General features: G+C 74.2%; 13 protein-coding genes. 6 read left to right on the top strand and 7 right to left on the bottom strand.

Features of this window, described 5'->3' with window-relative positions; translation table 11 throughout:
• Positions 1–67: 67 nt before the first annotated feature.
• Positions 68–763 carry a DUF1275 family protein gene (locus tag C8N24_RS23905; protein ID WP_121254874.1) on the top strand — a complete coding sequence of 232 codons (696 nt, stop codon included), beginning with the start codon at positions 68–70 and terminating at the stop codon, positions 761–763.
• A 3-nt stretch (positions 764–766) separates the two neighbouring features.
• On the opposite strand, the gene C8N24_RS23900 is transcribed toward C8N24_RS23905, so the two are convergent.
• Positions 767–3,502 (bottom strand): helix-turn-helix transcriptional regulator, encoded by a 2,736-nt coding sequence (locus C8N24_RS23900; protein ID WP_425474460.1) that lies wholly within the window; start codon positions 3,500–3,502, stop codon positions 767–769.
• A 102-nt stretch (positions 3,503–3,604) separates the two neighbouring features.
• Between C8N24_RS23900 and C8N24_RS23895 the strand changes: the two genes are divergently transcribed.
• Positions 3,605–4,777, top strand: coding sequence for a hypothetical protein (locus C8N24_RS23895; protein ID WP_121254870.1), 1,173 nt, complete (start codon positions 3,605–3,607; stop codon positions 4,775–4,777).
• Here C8N24_RS23895 and C8N24_RS23890 read toward each other — a convergent pair whose 3' ends face one another.
• From C8N24_RS23890 to C8N24_RS23880, 3 genes are all read right to left on the bottom strand, one after another.
• Positions 4,778–5,392, bottom strand: a complete 615-nt coding sequence (locus C8N24_RS23890; RefSeq protein WP_170179364.1) for a GvpL/GvpF family gas vesicle protein — start codon at positions 5,390–5,392, stop codon at positions 4,778–4,780. It abuts the gene before it with no gap.
• A 471-nt stretch (positions 5,393–5,863) separates the two neighbouring features.
• Positions 5,864–7,360 carry a helix-turn-helix domain-containing protein gene (locus C8N24_RS23885; RefSeq protein ID WP_121254866.1) on the bottom strand — a complete coding sequence of 499 codons (1,497 nt, stop codon included), beginning with the start codon at positions 7,358–7,360 and terminating at the stop codon, positions 5,864–5,866.
• Positions 7,361–7,430: 70 nt separating this feature from the next.
• Positions 7,431–8,582, bottom strand: a complete 1,152-nt coding sequence (locus tag C8N24_RS23880) for an oxalate decarboxylase family bicupin (RefSeq protein WP_121254863.1) — start codon at positions 8,580–8,582, stop codon at positions 7,431–7,433.
• Positions 8,583–8,709: 127 nt separating this feature from the next.
• Between C8N24_RS23880 and C8N24_RS23875 the strand changes: the two genes are divergently transcribed.
• Entirely contained in the window at positions 8,710–9,597 is an 888-nt protein-coding gene (locus C8N24_RS23875; protein WP_170179363.1) for a LysR family transcriptional regulator, read from the top strand.
• Here C8N24_RS23875 and C8N24_RS23870 read toward each other — a convergent pair.
• From C8N24_RS23870 to C8N24_RS23860, 3 genes are all read right to left on the bottom strand, one after another.
• Positions 9,594–10,454 carry a protein kinase domain-containing protein gene (locus C8N24_RS23870; protein ID WP_121254859.1) on the bottom strand — a complete coding sequence of 287 codons (861 nt, stop codon included), beginning with the start codon at positions 10,452–10,454 and terminating at the stop codon, positions 9,594–9,596. The two genes, C8N24_RS23875 and C8N24_RS23870, sit on opposite strands and share 4 nt — an antisense overlap.
• A 103-nt stretch (positions 10,455–10,557) precedes the next feature.
• The gene (locus C8N24_RS23865) at positions 10,558–11,790 is read right to left on the bottom strand and encodes a hypothetical protein (protein WP_170179362.1); all 1,233 of its coding nucleotides are present in this window, start codon (positions 11,788–11,790) and stop codon (positions 10,558–10,560) included.
• Between the two features lie 177 nt (positions 11,791–11,967).
• Positions 11,968–13,077, bottom strand: coding sequence for a serine/threonine-protein kinase (locus tag C8N24_RS23860; RefSeq protein WP_170179361.1), 1,110 nt, complete (start codon positions 13,075–13,077; stop codon positions 11,968–11,970).
• 165 nt (positions 13,078–13,242) lie between these two features.
• On the opposite strand from C8N24_RS23860, the gene C8N24_RS23855 reads away from it, so the two are divergent.
• The 3 genes from C8N24_RS23855 (at position 13,243) to C8N24_RS23845 (ending at position 19,855) form a co-directional block, all read left to right on the top strand.
• The gene (locus C8N24_RS23855) at positions 13,243–13,758 is read left to right on the top strand and encodes a lysophospholipid acyltransferase family protein (RefSeq protein WP_147447958.1); all 516 of its coding nucleotides are present in this window, start codon (positions 13,243–13,245) and stop codon (positions 13,756–13,758) included.
• A gap of 213 nt (positions 13,759–13,971) precedes the next feature.
• On the top strand, positions 13,972–15,795 hold the full coding sequence (locus C8N24_RS23850) for a methyl-accepting chemotaxis protein (RefSeq protein WP_121254850.1): 1,824 nt from the start codon (positions 13,972–13,974) through the stop codon (positions 15,793–15,795).
• Between the two features lie 205 nt (positions 15,796–16,000).
• Positions 16,001–19,855, top strand: a complete 3,855-nt coding sequence (locus tag C8N24_RS23845; RefSeq protein ID WP_121254849.1) for a 3-keto-alpha-glucoside-1,2-lyase-like domain-containing protein — start codon at positions 16,001–16,003, stop codon at positions 19,853–19,855.
• Positions 19,856–19,885 lie beyond the last annotated feature (30 nt).

Below are 19,885 nucleotides of genomic sequence, written 5' to 3'. Positions count from 1 at the left end.
CCGAAGGTGGCGACGCGTCGCGCTCCCGGTCCACGCCCTCGCCGCGGGCGGCAGCCTCGGTTGCACGATGCGGACCCACCCCACCTCGGGCGACGGCGCCCTGATGCTGCTGTCGGCGGCATCGGGCGCGCTCGACGCCATCAGCTTCATCGTCTTCGGGAAGGTGTTCAGCGCCTTCATGACCGGCAACCTCGTCTTCCTCGGGCTGGGGACCGCGGACGCGTTCGCGCCGGGCGGCCCGGACCTGGGCCGGGTCTGCATCGTCGTCGTGGCCTTCTCCGCCGGCGTGTTCGCGGCCGCTCGGCTGGCCCGCCGCGCCCGCCGCGCCCGCCGCGCCCACGGCACCACCGGGCTGACCCGCTCACTGGGCGTGGTCCTCGGGATCGAGTTGCTGTTCCTCGGCGGCTGGCTGGTGGTCGAGGGCGAGCCGTCCAGCGCCGCGGCGACGCTGCTGGCGGTGATCGCCGCCCTCGCCATGGGCATGCAGACGAGCGCGATCGGCTCCCTCGAGATCAAGGGCGTCTTCACCACGGCCGCGACCGGGACCCTGGTCAACCTCTCGCGCGAGGCGGCCGACCGGCGCGTGACGCAGGCCGACCCGGCGCGAATGGCCCGCGTGCTCGTGGGGCTCGTCCTCGGTGCCCTCGGCGGCGGCCTGCTGCTGGTGCACGCGCACCCGCTCGCGGCCGCGCTGCCGCCCCTGCTCACCCTGTTCGCGCTGGCGCTGCTCACCGCCCGGGCGCCGGTGACGGCCGGGGACTGACACCTACGCGGCGCCGGGCTCGTCGGCGAGCGGCCCGGCCAGCTGATCGCGTGAGGCGACCCCGAGCTTGGCGAAGACCTTGTGCAGGTGGTACTCCACGGTCCGGGGGCTGATGAACAGCTGGCCGCCGATCTGCGCGTTCGACAGCCCGTCGCGCGCGAGCCGCGCGATCTGCGCCTCCTGCCCCGTCAGGCGCTCCCCCGCGCGCTCGTCGCGGCTGCGGGCCGCGCCGCCGATCGCCTGCAGCTCGCGCGCGGCGCGCTCGGCGAACACGGTCGCCCCCATCGCGGTGAACCGCTCCTGGGCGCTGTGCAGCTCATGACGCGCGTCACGCCGGCGGCCCTGACCGCGCAGCCACTCGCCGTAGAGCAGCTGCGCCCGCGCGGCCTCGACCCGCAGACGCGAGTCCGTGAGCAACGCGATCGCCTGCCGGTACAGCACCTCGGCCTCGTCGCCGTCGCTGAGCAGCGCGCGGGCGCGTGCCTCGACGCCGCGCGCCCACGGCGTCGCGCCGGCGTGCGCCCGCTCGCGCAGAGGTTCGAGCGCACGCCTCGCGAGCTCGTCCTCGCCGCAGCGCACGGCCGCCTCGACCAGCTCCGGCAACGCCGTCATGTAGAACACGTGCGGGTTGTGCTCGTGCTCGGACCGGGCCCAGCGCAGCGCCTCGTCGTAGCGCCCGAGGCCGTTGTGCCAGCGGGCCGCGGCGTGCTCGGCGTGACGGACGAGGATGCCCTCGCCGCGTTCGGTCGCGTCGCTGATGCTCGCCTCGATCAGCGCGGGCACGTCGCCGCCGCGCAGCGCCTCCAGGCCGAGCCGGGCGTGGGTCATCGGCGCCTGGCCGACCGCGGCCAGGATCGCGTCGGCCTCGTCGAGCAGCGACTCGCAGACGGACAGCTCGCCGGCGTGCTCATGCCAGGAGGAGAGCGTGTGCAACGCCAGCGGCAGCATCGTCAACCCGCCCGCGTCGCGCGTGACCTGCACCTGGCGGGTGCCGAGCTCCAGCCATGCGTCGGCGTCGAAGAGGTCGACCGCGAGCCAGACCCACGCGAGGTCGAAGCGACCCTCCGGAAGTGCCGTCCGGAAGGTGCGCAACGCGGCCTGCATCTCCGGCGCCCCGGCGCGGTAGCCGTCGACGATGCGGGTGGCGAGCCCGTCGAGCATGCGGTCGGCCGGCGGGCGCGGCGCGGGGCGCGCCGACGCGGCACGCACGGCGAACGCGACGTCGAGCGTGCCGCTGGGATCGGCGAGGTGGCCGGCGAAGCAGGCGGCCCAGAACGCCTGCCGGTACCCGGTCCGCGCCAGCGCGGGATCGTGCGGCTCCAGCCGCCGGGCCGCCGTCACCAGCCGCGAGGCGACGCCCCGGCCGCGGCTGCGGGTGAACGCGATCTGCGCCTCCAGCAGCCCGCAGCGCGCCTGCTCGAGCGCGTCCAGCGGGCCTTCACGGGCGATCTCGAGCAACGCCGGCGCGGACTCGGACGCACCGGCCGCGTGGGCCGCCCGCGCGCCCTTGAGAGCACGCGCGGCTCGGCGCCCGGCGTTCGGCGTCAGCTGCACCGCCCGCTCCAGGAACGCGACCGCCGCGACCAGGCTCCCGCGTGCCTGCGCGCGGTCGGCCGACGCTTCCAGCGCGGCGGAGACGGCTTCGTCCGGACCGTCGGCGGCATGGGCGCGGTGCCACGTCCGCCGGTCGGGGTCGAGCTCGGCGGGCACGAGCGTCGCGTGCGCGCGGCGGCGCTCCTCGGGCGTGGCCACGCGATAGACGGCCGAGCGGACCAGCGGGTGACGGAAGCGCACGCGGGCGTCGACCGCGATCAGGTCGCCGGCCGGACGCAGCGCCGCCTCCGGGTCGAGGTCGAGCCGTGCGGCCGCCCGCCACAGCAGCGCCGGGTCACCGATCGGGTCGGCGGCCGCGACGAGCAGCAGCCGCTGCGTGTCCGCCGGCATCTGCGCGACGCGGCGCAGGAAGCTGCGCTCGATGTGCGTGGACAGCGGGGCCGTGTCCGACAGCGCCAGCCCGCTCGTCAGCTCGGCGGGCGTCCAGCTGCGGGGCAGCTCGAGCAGGGCGAGCGGGTTGCCGCGGGTCTCGTCGATGATCCGGTCGCCGATGCGCCGGTCCAGGCGCCCGGCGACGACGGAGTCCAGCAGCGCCCACGCATCGCCGTGGTCGAGGCCTTCGACGAGCAGCTCGGGCAGCCCGGCGAAGTCGGCGGGCGTGTCCAGGACGCTGAACACGATCCCGACGGGCTCGGCCAGCAGCCGGCGGGCGACGAACGCGAGCACCTGCGCGGACGTGCGGTCCACCCACTGCGCATCGTCGACCAGGCACAGCAGCGGCTGCCGCTCGGCCGCCTCGCCGAGCAGGCTGAGCGCCGCCAGGCTGACCAGGAAGCGGTCGGGCGCGGGTCCGTCGCTCAGGCCGAAGGCGGTGGCGAGCGCGACGCGCTGGGGCGCCGGCAGCCGCTCGAGCCCGTCGAGCAGCGGCGCGCACAGCTGGTGGAGCCCGGCGAACGGCAGCACCATCTCGGACTCGACCCCGACGGCACGCAGCCGCCGGAAGCCGGTCGCGACCTGCGCCAGGTGCCCGAGCAACGCGCTCTTGCCCACCCCCGGCTCGCCGCGCAGCACGAGTGCGCGCCCTTCGCCGGACCGGACCGCTTCGACCAGCTGCTCGAGCGCCGCGCAGTGGCGTTCCCGGCCGCGCAGTCCGGTCGGCTCCACCGAGGCTCCCAAGGGCGACACGATGACGGCTCACCGTGGGCTCGCGCCTGACCTCAGGCGCGACGTGCACCGGCCCTCGGACCAGTCTCGGGCCAGGCGCGAGCGCTTCAGAGTCCGCTGACCATGACGAACCGCACGCCGCTCACCGGCGGGGCCGTGCTCGCGGCGTGCGTCATCGCCGCGAGCACGCCCGCCGTCGCGCACGGCCAACAGGCCACGCTGCGCGTCGACGCCGCCGGCGACTCGGTGATCGCCACCGGCATCCCGGTCGGCGCGACGACCGCCCAGGTCACGCGTCCCGACGCGCGCACCGGCACACCCGTCGTGATCGGGCAGTACGTCGAGGTCGCCTCGATCCTCCCGTTCACGATCAACACGACCACGCCGACGATCTTCGACCCGGACGGCGACTGCTGGCACGCGGGAGCGCTGTCCTTGCCCGGGGGGACCGGCCTGACGCCCGACATCCGCGCGGGCGACACCGTCGCGCTCTCGAGCGGGCTGAGCACGGTGGTGGCGCCCGGGCCGGAGCCCACGAGCGGCGGACCGGCGATCGGCTGCGGCGACATCACGGCGTACGCCCATAACGCCGTCACCGAGCTGGCGGGCGGCAGCGGCGCCGACCTCGTCGTGCGCGGCGTGGCCCAACCGCTGGCGACGGACGTCACGGTGACGGCGACGGACGGCGCGCGGACGACGGCGCCGGTCGCCGCGGCGCTCGCCGACGACGGGACCTGGACGGCCACCGTCCCGCACCAGGACCTCGCGCCCCTCGCTGACGGCACGGTCACCGTCGCCGGGGTCTACGCGGTCCCGGACGTCAGCACCGCCGCCCCGGCGCACATCACCGGCGTGCCCGCCACGTTCACGCAGCGGTCGCCGCGCGAGGCTCCACCGGTCGGCGACCCATCGCCCCCGACGCCGCCGCCGCCCGCGGCCGTCCCGCCGCAGGCGGCGCCGCCGGCCGTGCAGGAGCCGCTGCCGCCGGTCGTGCGGGTCCGGGGCGTCCGCGCGCCGTCGCGGGTGACCCTCACCCGGGCTCGCGCGCACGGCCTGCGCGTGTCCTTCGACGCGCCGGCCGAGGCCAAGGTGATCCGCGTCCAGCTGGCGCGCGGCGGCCGCGTCGTCCTGACCCGGGTCGTCGCCGCCGTGCATGGCCGCCGCCAGGCCGTCGCCCTCACCGGGAAGCAGCTCCGGCGCGTGCTGCGCCGCGGCCGTCACACGCTGAGCGTGGCCGCCGGTCCCAGCCGCTCCGCGTTCGGGCCGGCCACCGACCGCACGCTGCGCGTGCGCTGATCACTCCACGAACGAGTACGGCGGCCACGGTCCGGTGCACGTCAGCAGGACCCGCGGGAACTCGAGCTCGAGCTCGGCCGCGGCCTCCTGGAACGCGGGCAGCTCCGCGCGCGGGACCAGGTAGGCGGCGCGCAGCACCTCCCCGGGCACGAGCGCCGGCCACACCCGGACGGCGACGGCCAGGCCCCCGAGCGGCTCGTGAAGCGCGGCCTTCAGGCGCCGGTCGGGCGGGAACGGGAGCTGGTCGACCGCGGCCAGCCGCGGCCGGTCGGGCACGCTCGCGCGGACCGCCATCTCGACGCAGCCGTCGACGTGGTGCAGCGCGTGCAGCAGCGGCGTCCGCCGGACCGCGAGCGCCGAGCGGACCGCGAGCGCGCCGGCGAAGCCGGTCCCGAACCGCACCGGCAGCACCGTCGTCTCGTCCATCAGCGCGTCGACCACGCGCGCGTGGGCGTGCAGCGCGCCCGTGCTCGGCCGCTCGTCGCCGTCCGCGGCCTGGCTGACGACCGCGAGCAGGCCGCCGTGCGCGACCGTCTCCAGCGGCGCCTCACCGCGGCCGCGCACGTCCAGCGGCGGCCGGGCGTCGCGCGCGCAGATCCCGTAGACCCAGATCATCAAGCCCTCCGCGGTCGCGTTCGAGTCACGGCCGCCGTGCGGCCGCGGGACAGTCGCCGACGCTCGAAGGGAGCGCGACGAAGGCGTCCCCCGCGACCCGGGAGCGATCGCGGGGGACGACCTGGTGGCGGGCCTCCCGGCGGGCATTCATCGCCGGGGTCACGCCGAGGACTCCAGAAGCGCGCACGTCATGCCGAAGACGGGCGCTGTGTGCCGGGCGGGCTCGTTGAGGAGGGGACGAGGGCCGGCCGCGGAGCTCGACGATCTGCTCGAGCGCCGGGTCACCGTCGCTCGCGCACGCCCACCTCGCGGTCGAGGGGCAGCTCGACCGGAGCTCAGTCAGGCGATCCGTTCTCGGCCGCCATCGGGTGGCGTATCGCACCGGTGCAGGCGATGGCACCGATCATGTGACCTCCTTTGGCTGGTTGGATCCGGTACTCCGGTTGTAGGCGGGTCCGGGTTGCACTCGCGCTACAGCCCGCTCGCACGCAGCTGCGCCACCCGGCAGGCGGCGAGCGAGCGGCGCGGATCGCCGAAGTCGACCGTGGCGAGGAAGCGCTTCCAGGCGGGGGCGTCCGCGCGGCCGGAGGCGCTCTGCAGCCACGCCCACAGCGTCTCGACGCCTCCGTCGGACAGCACCGCGCGCCGCATCCAGTCGTCGAGCTCGTCGCGCAGCGCCGCGACGCCCGGCGCGTCGGAGTCCGGCAGCAGCGGCGCGGGGTAGGCCTGCGCCGCCTCCAGCACCGCGCCGGCGCGCAGGCGCCGCTGCACCTCGAGGAAGTCGGCGTCGACGCGGATCGTCAGCCGGTACGGCGCGTTGATGATCCACCGGCCCAGCAGCCGCCGCAGCCGGAACATCTCCGTGCGGACCGTCGAGGGGCGCCCCTCGTCCCCGTAGATCGCCTCCGCGAGCTCCTCCGCCCCGATCCCGTCGGGGCGGTGCGCGAGCAGCACGAGCAGCTCGGTGTGCCGCTGGCGCAGGCGCAGCGCCTCGCGGCCGAGGCGGGCGGCGCCCTGGTCCTGGCCGAGCGTGGCGAGGTGCAGCACGGGCTCGGTCGGCGGCGGGCGCGACTCGCCGGCGTGCAGCAGGTAGGCGCCGTCGGGGCCGAGCGACTCCGCGACGGCGTGCACGTCCCCGGGCAGCCGCACGTCGCCGCCGCCCGCCGGGACCGTCACCGCCGGTGGCAGCCACCCACGGGGCTCGGCGAGCAGCACGCGCCCGTCAGAGCCGACGAGGGCGCGCCGGGGCGCAGCCGAGTGGACGACGCGGTCGAGGTGACGCTCGCGCAGGCCCGCGTCGCGTTCGTGCTGCGCGGCGAGCAGCCGGTCCTCGAGCGCCCGGGCGGCGGCCAGGGCGAGCGCGAGGCTGTGCGGGTGCACGGTCTCGAGCCGGCCCATCAGGCCGATCGCGCCCAGGATCGCGCCGGTCGCGGGCGCGTGGACCGGCGCCGCGACGGCGGTCCAGGGCTGGGCCGCGTCGATGAAGTGCTCGCCGGCGAACACCTGCACCGCGTGGTCGACGGCGAGCGCGGTGCCGATGCCGTTGGTGCCGGCGGCGCGCTCGCTCCACACGGCCCCCGCGACGAAGCCGAGCTCGGCCGCCGCCTGCCGCAGTCGCGCGGGCCCGTCGATCCACACGAGCCGGCCGTCGGCGTCGGCGATCGCGGTCAGGTGCTGCGCCTCCTCGGCGATCGCGGCCAGCGCGTCGCGCACGAACGGCAGCCCCGCGCGCAGCGGATGCGCGTCCCAGCGCGCGCTCGCGTCGTCGTCGGGCGCGGGCGCCGGGGAGACGTCCCCGGAGCGCAGCCCGGCCGCCAGGCTCCGGCGCCAGGAGGCGAGGATCAGCGGGCGGACGCCGTTCGCGGTCCCCGCGCCGAAGAACCGCGCACGGGCCTCCCGCAGCTCACGCGCGCGGGCTCGGGGGTCCGTCAGGACGTCGGTCGCCAGCCACGGGTTGCGGTTGCCCACGTTCCCGGGCGTACCGGCCGGCGGTTAAGACCGGCGGCGGCCGGCGACCGGTCGCCCCGAACGGGCGCGCTCAGGGCACGATCACGGGCTTGTCCTTGGCCAGCGCGGCGACGGTCGCGTCATCAAGGTTCAGGTGCGCCTGCACGAGCGCCGGCGGGACCAGGCCCATCCACTGGTTCAGCGACAGGTCGGCGAACCGGTCGCTGCGGAACAGCTCCAGGAACACGAGCGGCTCGTCGCCGGTGTTCTTGACGTAATGACCCATCGCGAACGGCACATAGCCGACATCCCCCGCCTGGTAGTCGAACGTGCGCGCCTTCCCGCCGGACGCGAACACGGTCATCGTGCCGGTCCCGCGGAGGTAGTACTGCCACTCGCTGCCGTTGGGATGCCAGTGCAGCTCGCGCAGCCCGCCCGGATCGACCTCCACGAGCGCAGCGGCGATGGTCTGCGCGACCGGGAAGGTCGAGGAGTCGACGATCCGCACACGGCCACCGGCGGTCTCGGTCGGCGTCTGCGCGAGCATCCGGTGGCTGTAGCTGATCGGTGACCGCCCGGCGGGCGCGAGCACCCGCTCGCGCTCGATCGACGGCGGCACCGGGCCGGGGAAGATGTAGCGCGAGTGCTCGTAGTCGAGTGGGATCGCGTCGAACGCGGTCTCGGGCACGCCGAAGTTCTGCGCCAGCACGTCGCGCGGCGTATGCGCGAACCAGTCGGTGATCAGGAACGTCTCGTTCTCCGAGAACGCGCCGTCGTCGAACACGAGCAGGAACTCGCAGCCGTCAGCCAGTGCCTGGATCGAGTGTGGGAGCCCGGCCGGGAAGTACCAGAGGTCGCCCGCGCCGACGTCGTCGATGAAGTTCCGGCCCTCGGCGTCGACCACGGTGATCCGCGCGCCGCCCGCGAGCATGTACGCCCACTCGGACTCCTTGTGCCAGTGCAGCTCGCGGAACGCTCCCGGCTTGAGGCGCATGTTGACGCCGGCCATGTCCACGGCGACCGGCAGCTCACGCGTCGTGATCTCGCGCGCCCAGCCACCGGTCAGCACGCGGTTGTGGGCCTGGGCGTAGGGGTACTTGAGGTTCGGAACGGTTCCCGAGTCGGTCAGCGGCGCCGCCATCGAGGTCGGGTTCTCCGCCTCGACCGCGACGTTCCGCGGGCCGAGGATCGTGGCGCCGAGCTCGCCGCGCACGGGCTCCGTCTGGACGTCGATTCCGGTCATCCCGCCAGTCTCCGGCTCCGCGCCGCTAGCGCAATCGGCTCTGACGTTCACGTGATCGGATGTTCCGTACGCGCCCGCCCAAGGAGCATCCGCCGCGTGCGGCCCGTTCACGCAACGTATGCGGCTCATGGATCTGCGCCGCGTCCGCTCCTTCGTCGCCGTCGCCGAGGAGCTGCACTTCCGCCGTGCCGCCGAGCGCCTGTACGTGACCCAGCCGGTTGTGAGCGAGCACGTCCGCAAGCTCGAGTCCGAGCTCGGCGTCCAGCTGTTCGAGCGGACCTCGCAGTTCGTGCGGCTCACCGAGGCGGGCGCCGCGTTCCTGGTCGACGTCCGTGGGCTGCTGGCCCAGGCGGCGGAGATCGAGGAGGCGGCCCGCCGCGCCCGCGACGTGTCGGCCACGCGGCTGCGGGTCGGCCTGACGCCCGACGTGCTGCCCGCCGCCCTGCCCGGCGCGCTGCGCACGCTGCGCGAGCGCCACGACCTCGGGCCCGTCCAGCTGCGCGTCGACGGCTGCGGGCGCCTGCTCGACGACGTGCAGCACCGCCGCGCGGACGCCGCCATCGTCGTCCTCCCGGCCCCCGTGGGCGGGTTCCGGGTCGTGCCGGTCGCGACCGAGCACGCGGCGGTGGTCGCGGCCACGGCGCGCGGTCGCCCCGTGGCGTGGGCCGAGCTGGCCGCCGAGCCGCTGTTCGTGCTCGCCCGGGCGACGAGCCCCGGCTTCCACGACTCGGTCACCGCGAGCTTCGTCGCCGAGGGGCTGCATCCGCGGCTCGTCGACCATCCCGCCGCAACCCTCGAGCAGCTCCTGCTCGACGTCAGCGCGACCGGGCGGCGCGCGATCGTCCCGGCGTCGGCGGGTGCCCGGCTGGCGATGCTCGGCACGCTGCTGACGCCCGTGGCCGGCGGCGTCGCCGCACACGTCGCCGTCGTGTCGCGCGACGAACCGGTCGCGCCCGGGCTCGCCGCGTTCGTGGCGGCCCTGACGGCGGCGACGGGGCTCCGCGCCGCCGCTTAGCCGACGCGCCGGCGCTCCGCGTGCCCGCCGGCCGCCTCGAGCGGCGCGAGCAGCGCGTCGGCCAGCTCCGCGGCGCTCGGGCGCACGTCGGGGTGCGGCGCGAGGGCGCGGCCCAGCAGGGACTCGAACGGTGGCGGCAGCAGCTGCGAGCGGATCCCGGCGCCCGTCGGCAGCTCCCCCGTGAGGGCCTCCGTGAGCGTGACCGCCAGCGCGTAGACGTCGGCCGCCGGACCGAGCGTGCCCGCCGCGCCCGCGTGCTGCTCCGGGGCCATGTAGGCCGGCGTGCCGACCAGCGGGTCGCACGCCATCGCGCCGTGGATGCGCTGGGAGATGCTGAAGTCCAGCAGGCACGCCGGGCTCGCCATGACGATGTTCTCGGGCTTGACGTCCAGGTGCAGCCACCCGCTGTCGGCCACCGCGGCGAGCGCGAGTGCCAGGGTCGCGCCGAGGCAGACCACCTCGTCGGGACGCAGCTGCCCCCGGCGGCGGAGCACGCGGCGCAGCGTCGGACCTTCGACGTGCTCGACCAGCAGGTGCGGCGGCTCGACCTCGAGCTCCACGTCGAGCGGGCGGACCACGAACGGCGAGGAGATCGCGGCGAGCGCCGCCGCCTCCCGCGCCAGCAGCGCGCACGCCGCGCCCGCCGCCACGAGGTGGGGCCGGACGACCTTGGCGACCGCGCGCCCGAAGCGCTCGTCCTCGACGACGAGCACCTCGTACTCGGCGCCTCCGCCGAGGCGGCTCGCGACGATCCGGCCGGCGGCGATCGAGTCCCCGCGGCTGTGGCCCCAGGAGGACGGCCGAGTCAGCTCGGCGCAGGTCGTCGCGCGGTCATCGGTCCCGGTACGTGCATGCATGGGCAGCTCCTCGCCAAAGATCTGATCGCGTCGCGGCGGCGTCCGCCAACCCGTCGCCGGCACCGGCGCACCAATGGGTGATGCCGGTGCCGGCGTGCGTGGCTCAGTTGAGCCCGGTGAACACGTAGGCGGAGCCCGGGCTCGGGGTGCCGCTCCGCAGCTCCGGTGCGCCGATCAGGCCCGTGTCGCCGGCCGACGTCAGCGCCACCGACCAGCCGAGGAAGTCGCCGGCCACCCGTGGGGCAACCTGCAACTCCTGACGCTGGTTGAACCCGCCGACGAAGCCCCGGCCGAACACGTACGCCGAGCCCCGGTCTCCGTCGGTCCCGCGCGCGCCGATCAGCGCGCGGCTGCCACCGCGGTCGAGCGCCACCGCGCCGCCGAAGCCGTCGTTGGCCGCGCGATCGGAGGCCTGCAGGCGCTGCTGCTGGGAGAAGCTGCCCAGCAGGTTGCGCCCGAACACGTAGGCGACGCCCTGGAACTGCCCGACCTCCTTCTGGGCGGCGCCGATCAGCGCCGTCCGGCCGTCACCGCTGAGCGCCACGGCGCCGCCGAAGGCGTCGCCGGACGCGCGGTCCGCCGCCTGCAGCTTCTGCTGCTGCGCGAACGCGCCGACGAAGCCGCGCGCGAACGTGTACGCCGCGCCCGTGCCGCCCTTCGACGGCGCGCCGACCAGCGCGGAGCGGCCGTCCGCACCCAGCACCACCGACGTGCCGAAGCCGTCGAAGTCGCTGGTGTCGTTCGGCAGCAGCCGCTGCTGCAGGATCCAGAGCCCGGCCAGGTTGCGGGCGAACAGATACGCGGACCCGCCGCCGGCGCCGCCCGTCGGGGACGGTGCGCCGACCAGCGCGGTGCGTCCGTCCGCGCCCATCGACACCGAGGTGCCGAACGCGTTGCCGGACAAGCCGCCGGCCGGGTTGACCAGCTTCTGCTGCAGCGTGAAGCCACCGACGAAGCCGCGGGTGAACACGTAGGCCGCGTCCTCACCGCCGATCGCGGGGTTGCTGCCCTGCGCGCCGATCACCGCCGTCCGCCCGTCCGGGCTCAACGACACCGACGAGCCGAACCGCAGCGCGCCGAGCTGCACCGGGTGCGGGACCTGCAGCTTCTGCTGCAGCGTCCACGTCCGGCCGCTGCGCGCGAACACGTACGCCGCGCCGAGCGGTCCGTCCGTGTTCGGCGCGCCGACCAGCGCCAGGTTGCCGTCGGCGCTCACCGACACGGCGGCGCCGAACAGCGCGGTGTTCGGCGCCTGGAGCTTCTGCTGGGCCATCGCGCTGGCGCTCTGCCCCAGCACACCTCCCAGCACGACCGCGAACGCCACGATCGGAGTCAAGAACCGTCGCTTGCGCGTCATCCATACCCTCTCTCTCTGGGGTCGGCCGAGGCCGGACCGTTCCGGCTCACGCGTCGCCCCCTCGAGTTCGAATGCCGCGCCGATCGTTCTCCGCGCCGCCGGCCGAAGCGAGCGGGCGGGCGGATTCTTACCCAGCCGGGCGGGGCTCGCGGGCGGTCAGCACGCGACGTGGTCGCCGTTGCCGTCGAGGCCGAAGACGTCCTCGCCGACGACCCTGACGGCGTGGGTGACGTAGTTCGGGCCGTCCCCGCCGCCGGACCGGCAGTCGTAGTCACCCGCGTCGGGGTTCAGGCACGCGCCGGCGTACGCGGGATGGCAGTGCGCGGCGGCGCGGTCGGTGAGCGTGGCGACGCCGTAGGCCGCCACCGGCAGCAGCACGACGGCCGCGCCGGCGACGCTCCACATCCGCCTGGCAAGCAGCGTGCGGGCCGCGGGAAGCGTCGGCGGCGGCGTGGACGAGCGATGCGTGGGCGGCTCGATGGCCTCGCGCAGCTCGGCGATGAACGCGCGGGCGTCGTCGTGGCGACGGGCGGGATCGGCGGAGAGCGCGCGCAACAGCACGCGGTCGACGGCCGGGCCGAACCGGTCGTCACGCAGGGACGGCCGCACCGGCGGCGCGCCGGGTGGATCGGTGCGCCCGTGGGGCAGCGTGCCGGTGGCCGCGCGGTAGGCGATGGCCGCGAGCGCCCAGCGATCGCTCGCGGGTGTTGCCGCTCCGCCCATCAGCGTCTCGGGCGCCATGTAGGCGCGCGTGCCGAGCAGGTTGCCCGGGGCCGTCATCGTCGAGAAGTCCTCGGCGTCCGCGATCCCGAAGTCGGCCAGCAGGCCGCAGCCGCGCTCGGCGTCGACGAGGACGTTGGCGGGCTTGAGGTCGCGGTGCACGACCCCGCGGGCGTGGCAGTGGTCGAGCCCTTCGGCCACGCCCGCGAGCAGCTCGACCACGTCGGTGAGCCGCGGCTGTCCGGCGAGGTAGGCGTCGAGGGAGCCGCCGGCCACGTAGCGCATCGCGAGGTACCGGACCCCGTCCTCCTCCCGGCGAGCGTAGATCGGCACGATGTTCGGGTGCTCGACGAGCGCCATCGCGTCGGCCTCGCGCTCGAAGCGCTCGACGAACCCGGCGTCGGCGGCGAACGCGGGACGCACGAACTTCAGCGCGACCCGGCGCTTGAGCGACCGCTCGACGGCGAGGAACACCTCGCCGAAGCCGCCCGCGCCCAGGCGCCGCTCGATCACATAGTCGCCGAGCTCGTCCCCTGGGGCGAACATCGACGGGACACCGTTTCCGACGACCGCACACATTGCGCAGGGAACCTACAGCGTGGGTGCGGGCCGACGCAAGCGTCGGCGGCGCTGACATATATGTCGCCCCGCTTCGAGAGATATGCACTTCATGCGATGCCGCGGGACCCCGGCTGGCGTAGCGTCGGCACCATGAAGGGCGAGAACCTCGGCACCGGGCTGCAGTCGCTGGCGCGACGGTCCGGCCGCACGCGCGTCGACTACCTGGACTTCAGCGGCCAGCGCTGGCCGCTCGCCGCTCCCGCCCTCTTCGTCGCCAACCAGCGGTGGGTGCTCGACCGCCTGGTCCCGCGCGAGCTGACCGCGTGCGCCCTCGTCACGCCCACGCGGTACGGGACGCACGTCACGGCCACCAGCACGGCGGACGAGCTGACGGCCGGGCACTCGCTGGGCTTCGTCTTCGGCGCCCCCCTTCCGACCCGCGCGGCCGCGCTCGTCGCGCTCACGGTCAACCCGCCGATCATCCCGGTCGTCGCGCAGGGCACGCCCGACCCGAGCGCGCGGGTCCGCCCCCAGCCGCGCGTGCGCGTCGTGATCGGCGCGCCGTTCTACGCCGAGACGTCGTCGATCGACGAGCTGGTCGGGGACATCGCCGTCGTCATGCGCCATCTCGAAGACCTCGCCGTCGAGTTCTCGAGCTCGCGCTAAAGGTCCTCGCGCAGCCGCCCGATAGAGACCGCGGGCCTGCTCCACAGCGCCGCGGCCTCACCCTCTCCTCCTCCGGCCGGGGACCTTCAATTGTGGAGCAGGCCCCCTCCCCACGGGGCGACGGCAGAACGCTGACCTCAACGGTCCTTGAGCGGTGCCGATAACGGGTGGCAATGCCTCCGGGCAGCTCTCTCCCCCCGATTTGGACTCACGATGCAACTCTTCAGAAACCTGCGGCTCTCCGTGCGCCTGGGTGCCGTGTTCGGCACCGTCGCGGCGGGCCTGCTGATCCTCGCCGTCTTCGGCGTCCGCTCGCTCGGCAGCGAGTACGAGACGGCCGAGCGGCTCGGCCACAAGGACATCCCCGCCGTCAAGAACCTCGGCTCGATCCAGTTCGCGATGGTCGCGTACCGCGCGGACCAGCTGGCCCACGCCCACCAGACCGACGACGCCGGCCGCGCGGACCAGGAGTCCCAGATGGCCGAGCACGACGCGATCATGCAGAAGGCCTTCCAGCAGTACGAGGGCCTCTACGTCGACGAGCAGGACCGCAAGCTGGCCGCCAGCGCCAAGGCCAACTGGGAGGCCTACAAGACCGCCAGCGCCGCGTTCCTGCCGCTCAGCCGCAAGGGCGACCACGCCGGCGCCTACGCCGTCCTCAAGCGTGAGGTCGGGCCGCTGGTCGCGCTGATCGGCGACCTCGACCAGTGGATCGCGTTCGCCGAGAAGGCGCGCGCGGCGCACGTCCAGGACGCCAAGGACACGTACGTGAGCGCGCGGACCGTGCTGATCGCGCTCGCCATCGCGCTCGCGCTGCTCTCCGCGGCGGCCGTGTGGCTCGTCACGCGCTCGGTGACCCGTCCGGTCCATCGCCTGCGCGCGCGCCTGCACAGCCTCAACGACACCGACCTCGAGAGCCTCGCCGGTGGCCTGGACGCCGCCGCGCGCGGCGACTTCACCCGCAGCGCGCAGGCCGTCACCGAGCCGGTCGAGGTCGAGGGCCGCGACGAGCTCGGCGAGCTGTCCGCCGTGTTCAACGAGATGATCGAGAAGTCGCGGCGCGGCGTCACCGGCTACGACGCCATGCGCGCGCAGCTGGGCGAGATGATCGGCGAGGTGGCCAGCACCGCCGCGACCGTCGCCACCGCCTCCGAGGAGATGGCCGGGACCAGCAACGAGACCGGCCGCGCCGTGCACGAGATCGCGTCCGCCGTCGGCGACGTCGCCGAGGGCACCGAGCGCCAGGTCCGGATGGTCGAGTCGGTCCGCGACGCCGCGCAGCACGCCGCGCGGATCGCCTCCGAGAGCGCGTCGTCGGCACGCGAGACCGCCGAGGCCGCCAGCCGCGCTCGCGAGGTGGCCGACGAAGGCGCCGAGGCGGCGCGCGTCGCGTCGACCACGATGGGCGACGTCGCGCGCAACTCGGAGGCCGTCTCCGACGCCATCCGCGAGCTGGCCGACCGCTCCGAGCGGATCGGCACGATCGTCGAGGCCATCACCGGCCTCGCGCAGCAGACGAACCTGCTCGCGCTCAACGCCGCCATCGAGGCCGCCCGCGCGGGTGAGCAGGGCAAGGGCTTCGCCGTCGTCGCCGAGGAGGTGCGCAAGCTCGCCGAGGAGTCCCAGACCGCCGCGGCGTCCATCTCGACCCTGATCGAGGAGATCCAGAACGACACGGGGCGCGTCGTGGAGGTCGTCGAGGCCGGCGCGCGCCGCACGCAGGAAGGCGTCGCCACGGTGGAGCACACGCGCGAGGCGCTCGAGCGGATCGGCGGCGACGTGCAGGACATGCACACCCGCGTCTCCGGCATCGTCGCGGCCGTGGACGAGATCTCCGCGGCCACCGAGCGCATGCAGGCGGACGTGGCCGAGGTGGCCGCCGTCGCCGAGCAGTCCTCGGCATCGACCGAGGAGGTCTCGGCCTCCACGCAGCAGACGAGCGCATCCGCGCAAGAGATCGCCGCCGGCGCGGCGGGCCTCGCCCAGACCGCTGACCAGCTCGAGGCGCTGGTCAGCCGCTTCCGCGTCGCCACCTGACGCGAGCCGCGAGCGTGGCCGCGGATCGCCGCGGCCGCACTTGCGGATCAATTCGTCGACTGGTAGAACGAATACGTCGGTCACCAATGTAAGTGCGTTCGCGCCCGGCGAAATCGCGGGCACGTCCGCACGAGGGGAGAGAGACGTGTCGAGAGCCGTGGGCGGTACAGGGCAACGACCTTTCGCGCGGAGGGCGCGATCGCGGATGGGAGCGACTTCGCGCGTGCTGGCCCTGGCGGGGGCGGCACTCGCCCTCTGGGCCGGACCGGCGGCGGCGCAGTCCACGCCATGCGCGCTGAACGTCGTCTGCGAGGCCGAATCCGGCACGTTGCACGACGGCGCCGGAACGCAGACCGAGCATGCGGGCTACACGGGCACGGGCTTCGTCGACCGGTTGTTCGGCGCCGCCGGCGTCGTCCTGCGCGTCAACGCGACCGAGGCCGGCACGCATCGCGTGACCGTCCGCTACGCCAACGCCAATCCCGGCTCCGGGCTCGCGAGCCGCCGCTTCACCCTCACCGTCAACGGCACGACGCACGTTCCCGTCCTGTTCCCCGTGACGGCGAGCTGGGCGACGTGGTCGACCGTGACGGTGCTGGTGCCGCTGACGGCGGGAACGAACCAGATCGACCTGCACACGGGGCCGGACAACAACGGCCCCATCAACATCGACCACATCGTCGTGGCCCCCACGACGGAGATCACCGAGCAGGGCGTGACGCTGCGGATCTTCAACGTCAACGCGCCGCTGCAGACGCTGTGCAACCTCAAGCCCGGCCAGACGCCCAACGTGGACGTGCTCCGGCCGACCGTCGACTTCACCACGGCCGCCGACTGGGAGTCCTACACGTCGAACTTCGTCGCGCAGGTGGTCGCCGACCTCGAGATCGCGCAGGCGGGTGCGTACACGTTCCGCCTGATCAGCGACGACGGCTCCCGGCTGCTGATCGACGACCGGCAGGTCATCGACCATGACGGCGTGCACGGCGACACGCCCAAGGACGGCGACGTCACGCTCGCGGCGGGCGCGCACACCGTGGAGATCCGCTACTTCCAGGCCGGAGGCGGCGCGCGGCTGAACCTGCAGTGGCGCCGGCCGGGGCAGTCCACGTTCGAGACCGTGCCGAGCTCCGTCTTCTCGGTCGAGGGCGGCGGGGCCCGCGTGGTCGCGCCGGGTGTCAAGGAGTGCGAGAACCTCACCGACCTGCCGGGCGACGGCTCGCCGCTGAACCGCGTCCACCCCAGCTTCACGCTGAGCAACCTGCGACCGGACGCGTTCCGCCCTGACGTGTCGGGGATCGCCTGGTACCCGGACGGCAGCGCGGCCGTGCTCACGTGGGGCGCCGCCCAGACCTCCTCCAACGGCAAGCTGTACCGCGTCACGAACGTGCAGGGAGACGTCGACGTCTCCAAGGTCACCTACACCGAGACCGCCACGGGTCTGCAGGAGCCGCAGGGGGTCGCGGTGGTCGACGGCGTCACGTACGTCTCGACCAAGGCCGGGCTCGACCGCCTCGTCGACGCGGACGGCGACGGCTTCTTCGAGGGCCGTGCCCGGCTGGCGAGCTGGCCGTACGCGAACAACTACCACGAGTTCGCCTTCGGACTCCCGTACAAGGACGGGCACTTCTACGTCGCGCTGTCGGGCGCGCTGGACCGCGCCGGGCTGACCACCCTCCCCCAGCCGTCCCCCGACCGCGGCACCGTCGCCAGGGTCAACAAGGACACGGGCGTCATCGAGTACATCGCGGGCGGGCTGCGCACGCCCAACGGCATCAACTTCGGTCCCGGCGGGCGGCTGCTCGTCACCGACAACCAGGGCGGCTGGGTGCCGACGAGCAAGCTCGTGGAGATCAAGCCCGGCGGCTTCTACAACATGTTCACGACGTTCCGCGACCCGATCAGCGGCGCCAGCGTCCCGGGCCGCTTCGACGGCCAGCCGGTCACACCGCCGGTCGTGTGGATGCCGCACAACGAGATCGCCAACTCGCCGTCGACCCCGGTCGTGATGGAGGAAGGCCTCTTCGCGGGACAGCTCGCGATCGGTGACGTCACCTACGGGGGCCTGCAGCGCGTCTACCTCGAGGAGGTCGACGGCAAGCTGCAGGGCGCGCTGTACCGGATGACGCAGGGCCTGGAGGCCGGCATCAACGAGGTCGCGACCGGCCCCGACGGCGACCTCTACCTCGGCGGCATCGGCTACGACGGCAACTGGAACCAGCCGGGCAAGCTGCGCTACGGCTTCCAGAAGCTGCGCGCGAACGACACGGTCACGATGGACATCCTCAAGACGGAGATCACCGAGACCGGCTTCAAGCTGACGTACACCAAGCCGCTGTCGCCGGAGACGCGGCTGGGTCTCGCCGCTCGCTATCAGGCCCAGCAGTGGCGCTACAACGCGACCGCCGGCTACGGCGGGCCCAAGCTCGACCAGGAGACGCTCGCCGTGACCGCGGCGACGGTCGGCGCCGACGGCAAGACCGTCGAGCTCGTCGTGCCCGGCGTCAAGCCCGGCCGTGTGGTCCACCTGCGCTCGGCGCGGCCGTTCAGCGCCGCGGACGGCGAGCAGCTGTGGAGCACCGAGGTCTGGTACACGGCCAACGCCGTGCCGGGCTACCAGGCGCCCGCCGATCTCGGCCTCTACGAGGCCGAGGAGGCGTCCGTCTTCGGTGGGGCCGGCATCAACACCGACCACAGCAAGTACTCGGGGTCGGGCTTCGTCGACAACATGACCACGCAAGGCTCAGGGGTCACGTTCACGGTCGACGCGGCGCAGGCCGGCACACAGCCCGTGCACGTCCGGTACTCCAACGGGCCGAACCCGAGCGCGAAGACGAAGGTCGTCTCGCTGCTGGTCAACGGCACGGAGGTCGAGCCGCTGTCACTGCCGAGCACCGTCGACTGGAAGACGTGGGCGTTCACGACCCGCCAGCTCGACTTGAAGGCCGGCAGCAACACGATCACGCTGCGCTACGACGCGGGTGACGACGGGTGGGTCAACGTCGACCTGCTCAAGCTCGGCGCCGAGCGGGACATCTGCACGCCCCAGGCCGCGGGCACGGGCTACACCAGCCTCTTCGACGGCACGCTCGATAGCCTCGCCGGCTGGCGGCAGGCCAGCGCCGGGTCGTTCGCCCGCCAGGCCGACTGCTCGCTGAAGACGGTGGGCAACGCGGGCATGCTGTGGTGGCCGGGCGAGCGGTTCGACACGTACAGCCTCAAGCTCGACTGGAAGCTCGCGGGCGACGACAACTCCGGCGTCTTCGTCGGGTTCCCGGACCCGGGCAACGACTGGAATGTCGCGTTCACGCGCGGGCACGAGGTCCAGATCGACCCGACCGACGACGCGGACTCCACCACCGGCTCGATCTACAACTACAGCGCGCCGGACGCCGCCGCCCGCGACGCCGCCCTCAGGCCCGCCGGGCAATGGAACGAGTACGAGATCGTCGTCGAGGGCCAGCGGATCCAGGTGTTCCTGAACGGCGTGAAGATCAACGACTTCACGAACACCGACCCGAACCGGATGACCATCCCCGGCTTCATCGGCATCCAGAACCACGCCGCCGGTGACGACGTGTTCTTCCGGAACATCCGGCTGCGCAAGCTCGGCCAGCCGCCGCTCTCGGGCGCCGAGGCGTCGGTGACGGTCGGCGGTGAGGTTCCCGGCGCGCTCGGGCTCACGCTCGGAGCGGCGGCGACCTTCGGCACGTTCCTCCCGGGCGTGACGGACGAGTACGCCGCGACGCTCACCGGCTCGGTCGTGTCGAGCGAGCCACAGGCCCAGCTGTCCGTGCACGATCCAAGCGCGAACGCCACCGGCCGGCTCGTCAACGGCGCCTCCGCGCTGCCGCGGCCGGTCCAGCTGCGGGCGGGCGCCGGAGGGTTCGCGGCGCTCAGCACGACCGGGGCGCCGCTCGTGCTGGCGCGCTATGACGCCCCGACCGGCAAGCGGTCGCTCGCGATCGACGCCCGACAGGCGATCGACGAGACCGACGCGCTGCGGGCCGGGCGGTACGGGAAGACGCTGGTCTTCACCCTCTCCACCACCACGCCGTAGACCCGTGCGGGGTGAGCGCCGGTCGTGGCG

This window comes from Solirubrobacter pauli (genome assembly GCF_003633755.1).
Taxonomy (GTDB): domain Bacteria; phylum Actinomycetota; class Thermoleophilia; order Solirubrobacterales; family Solirubrobacteraceae; genus Solirubrobacter; species Solirubrobacter pauli.
Note: the sequence above shows the minus strand (reverse complement) of the source record. Positions and strands in the feature narration are given on the sequence as shown.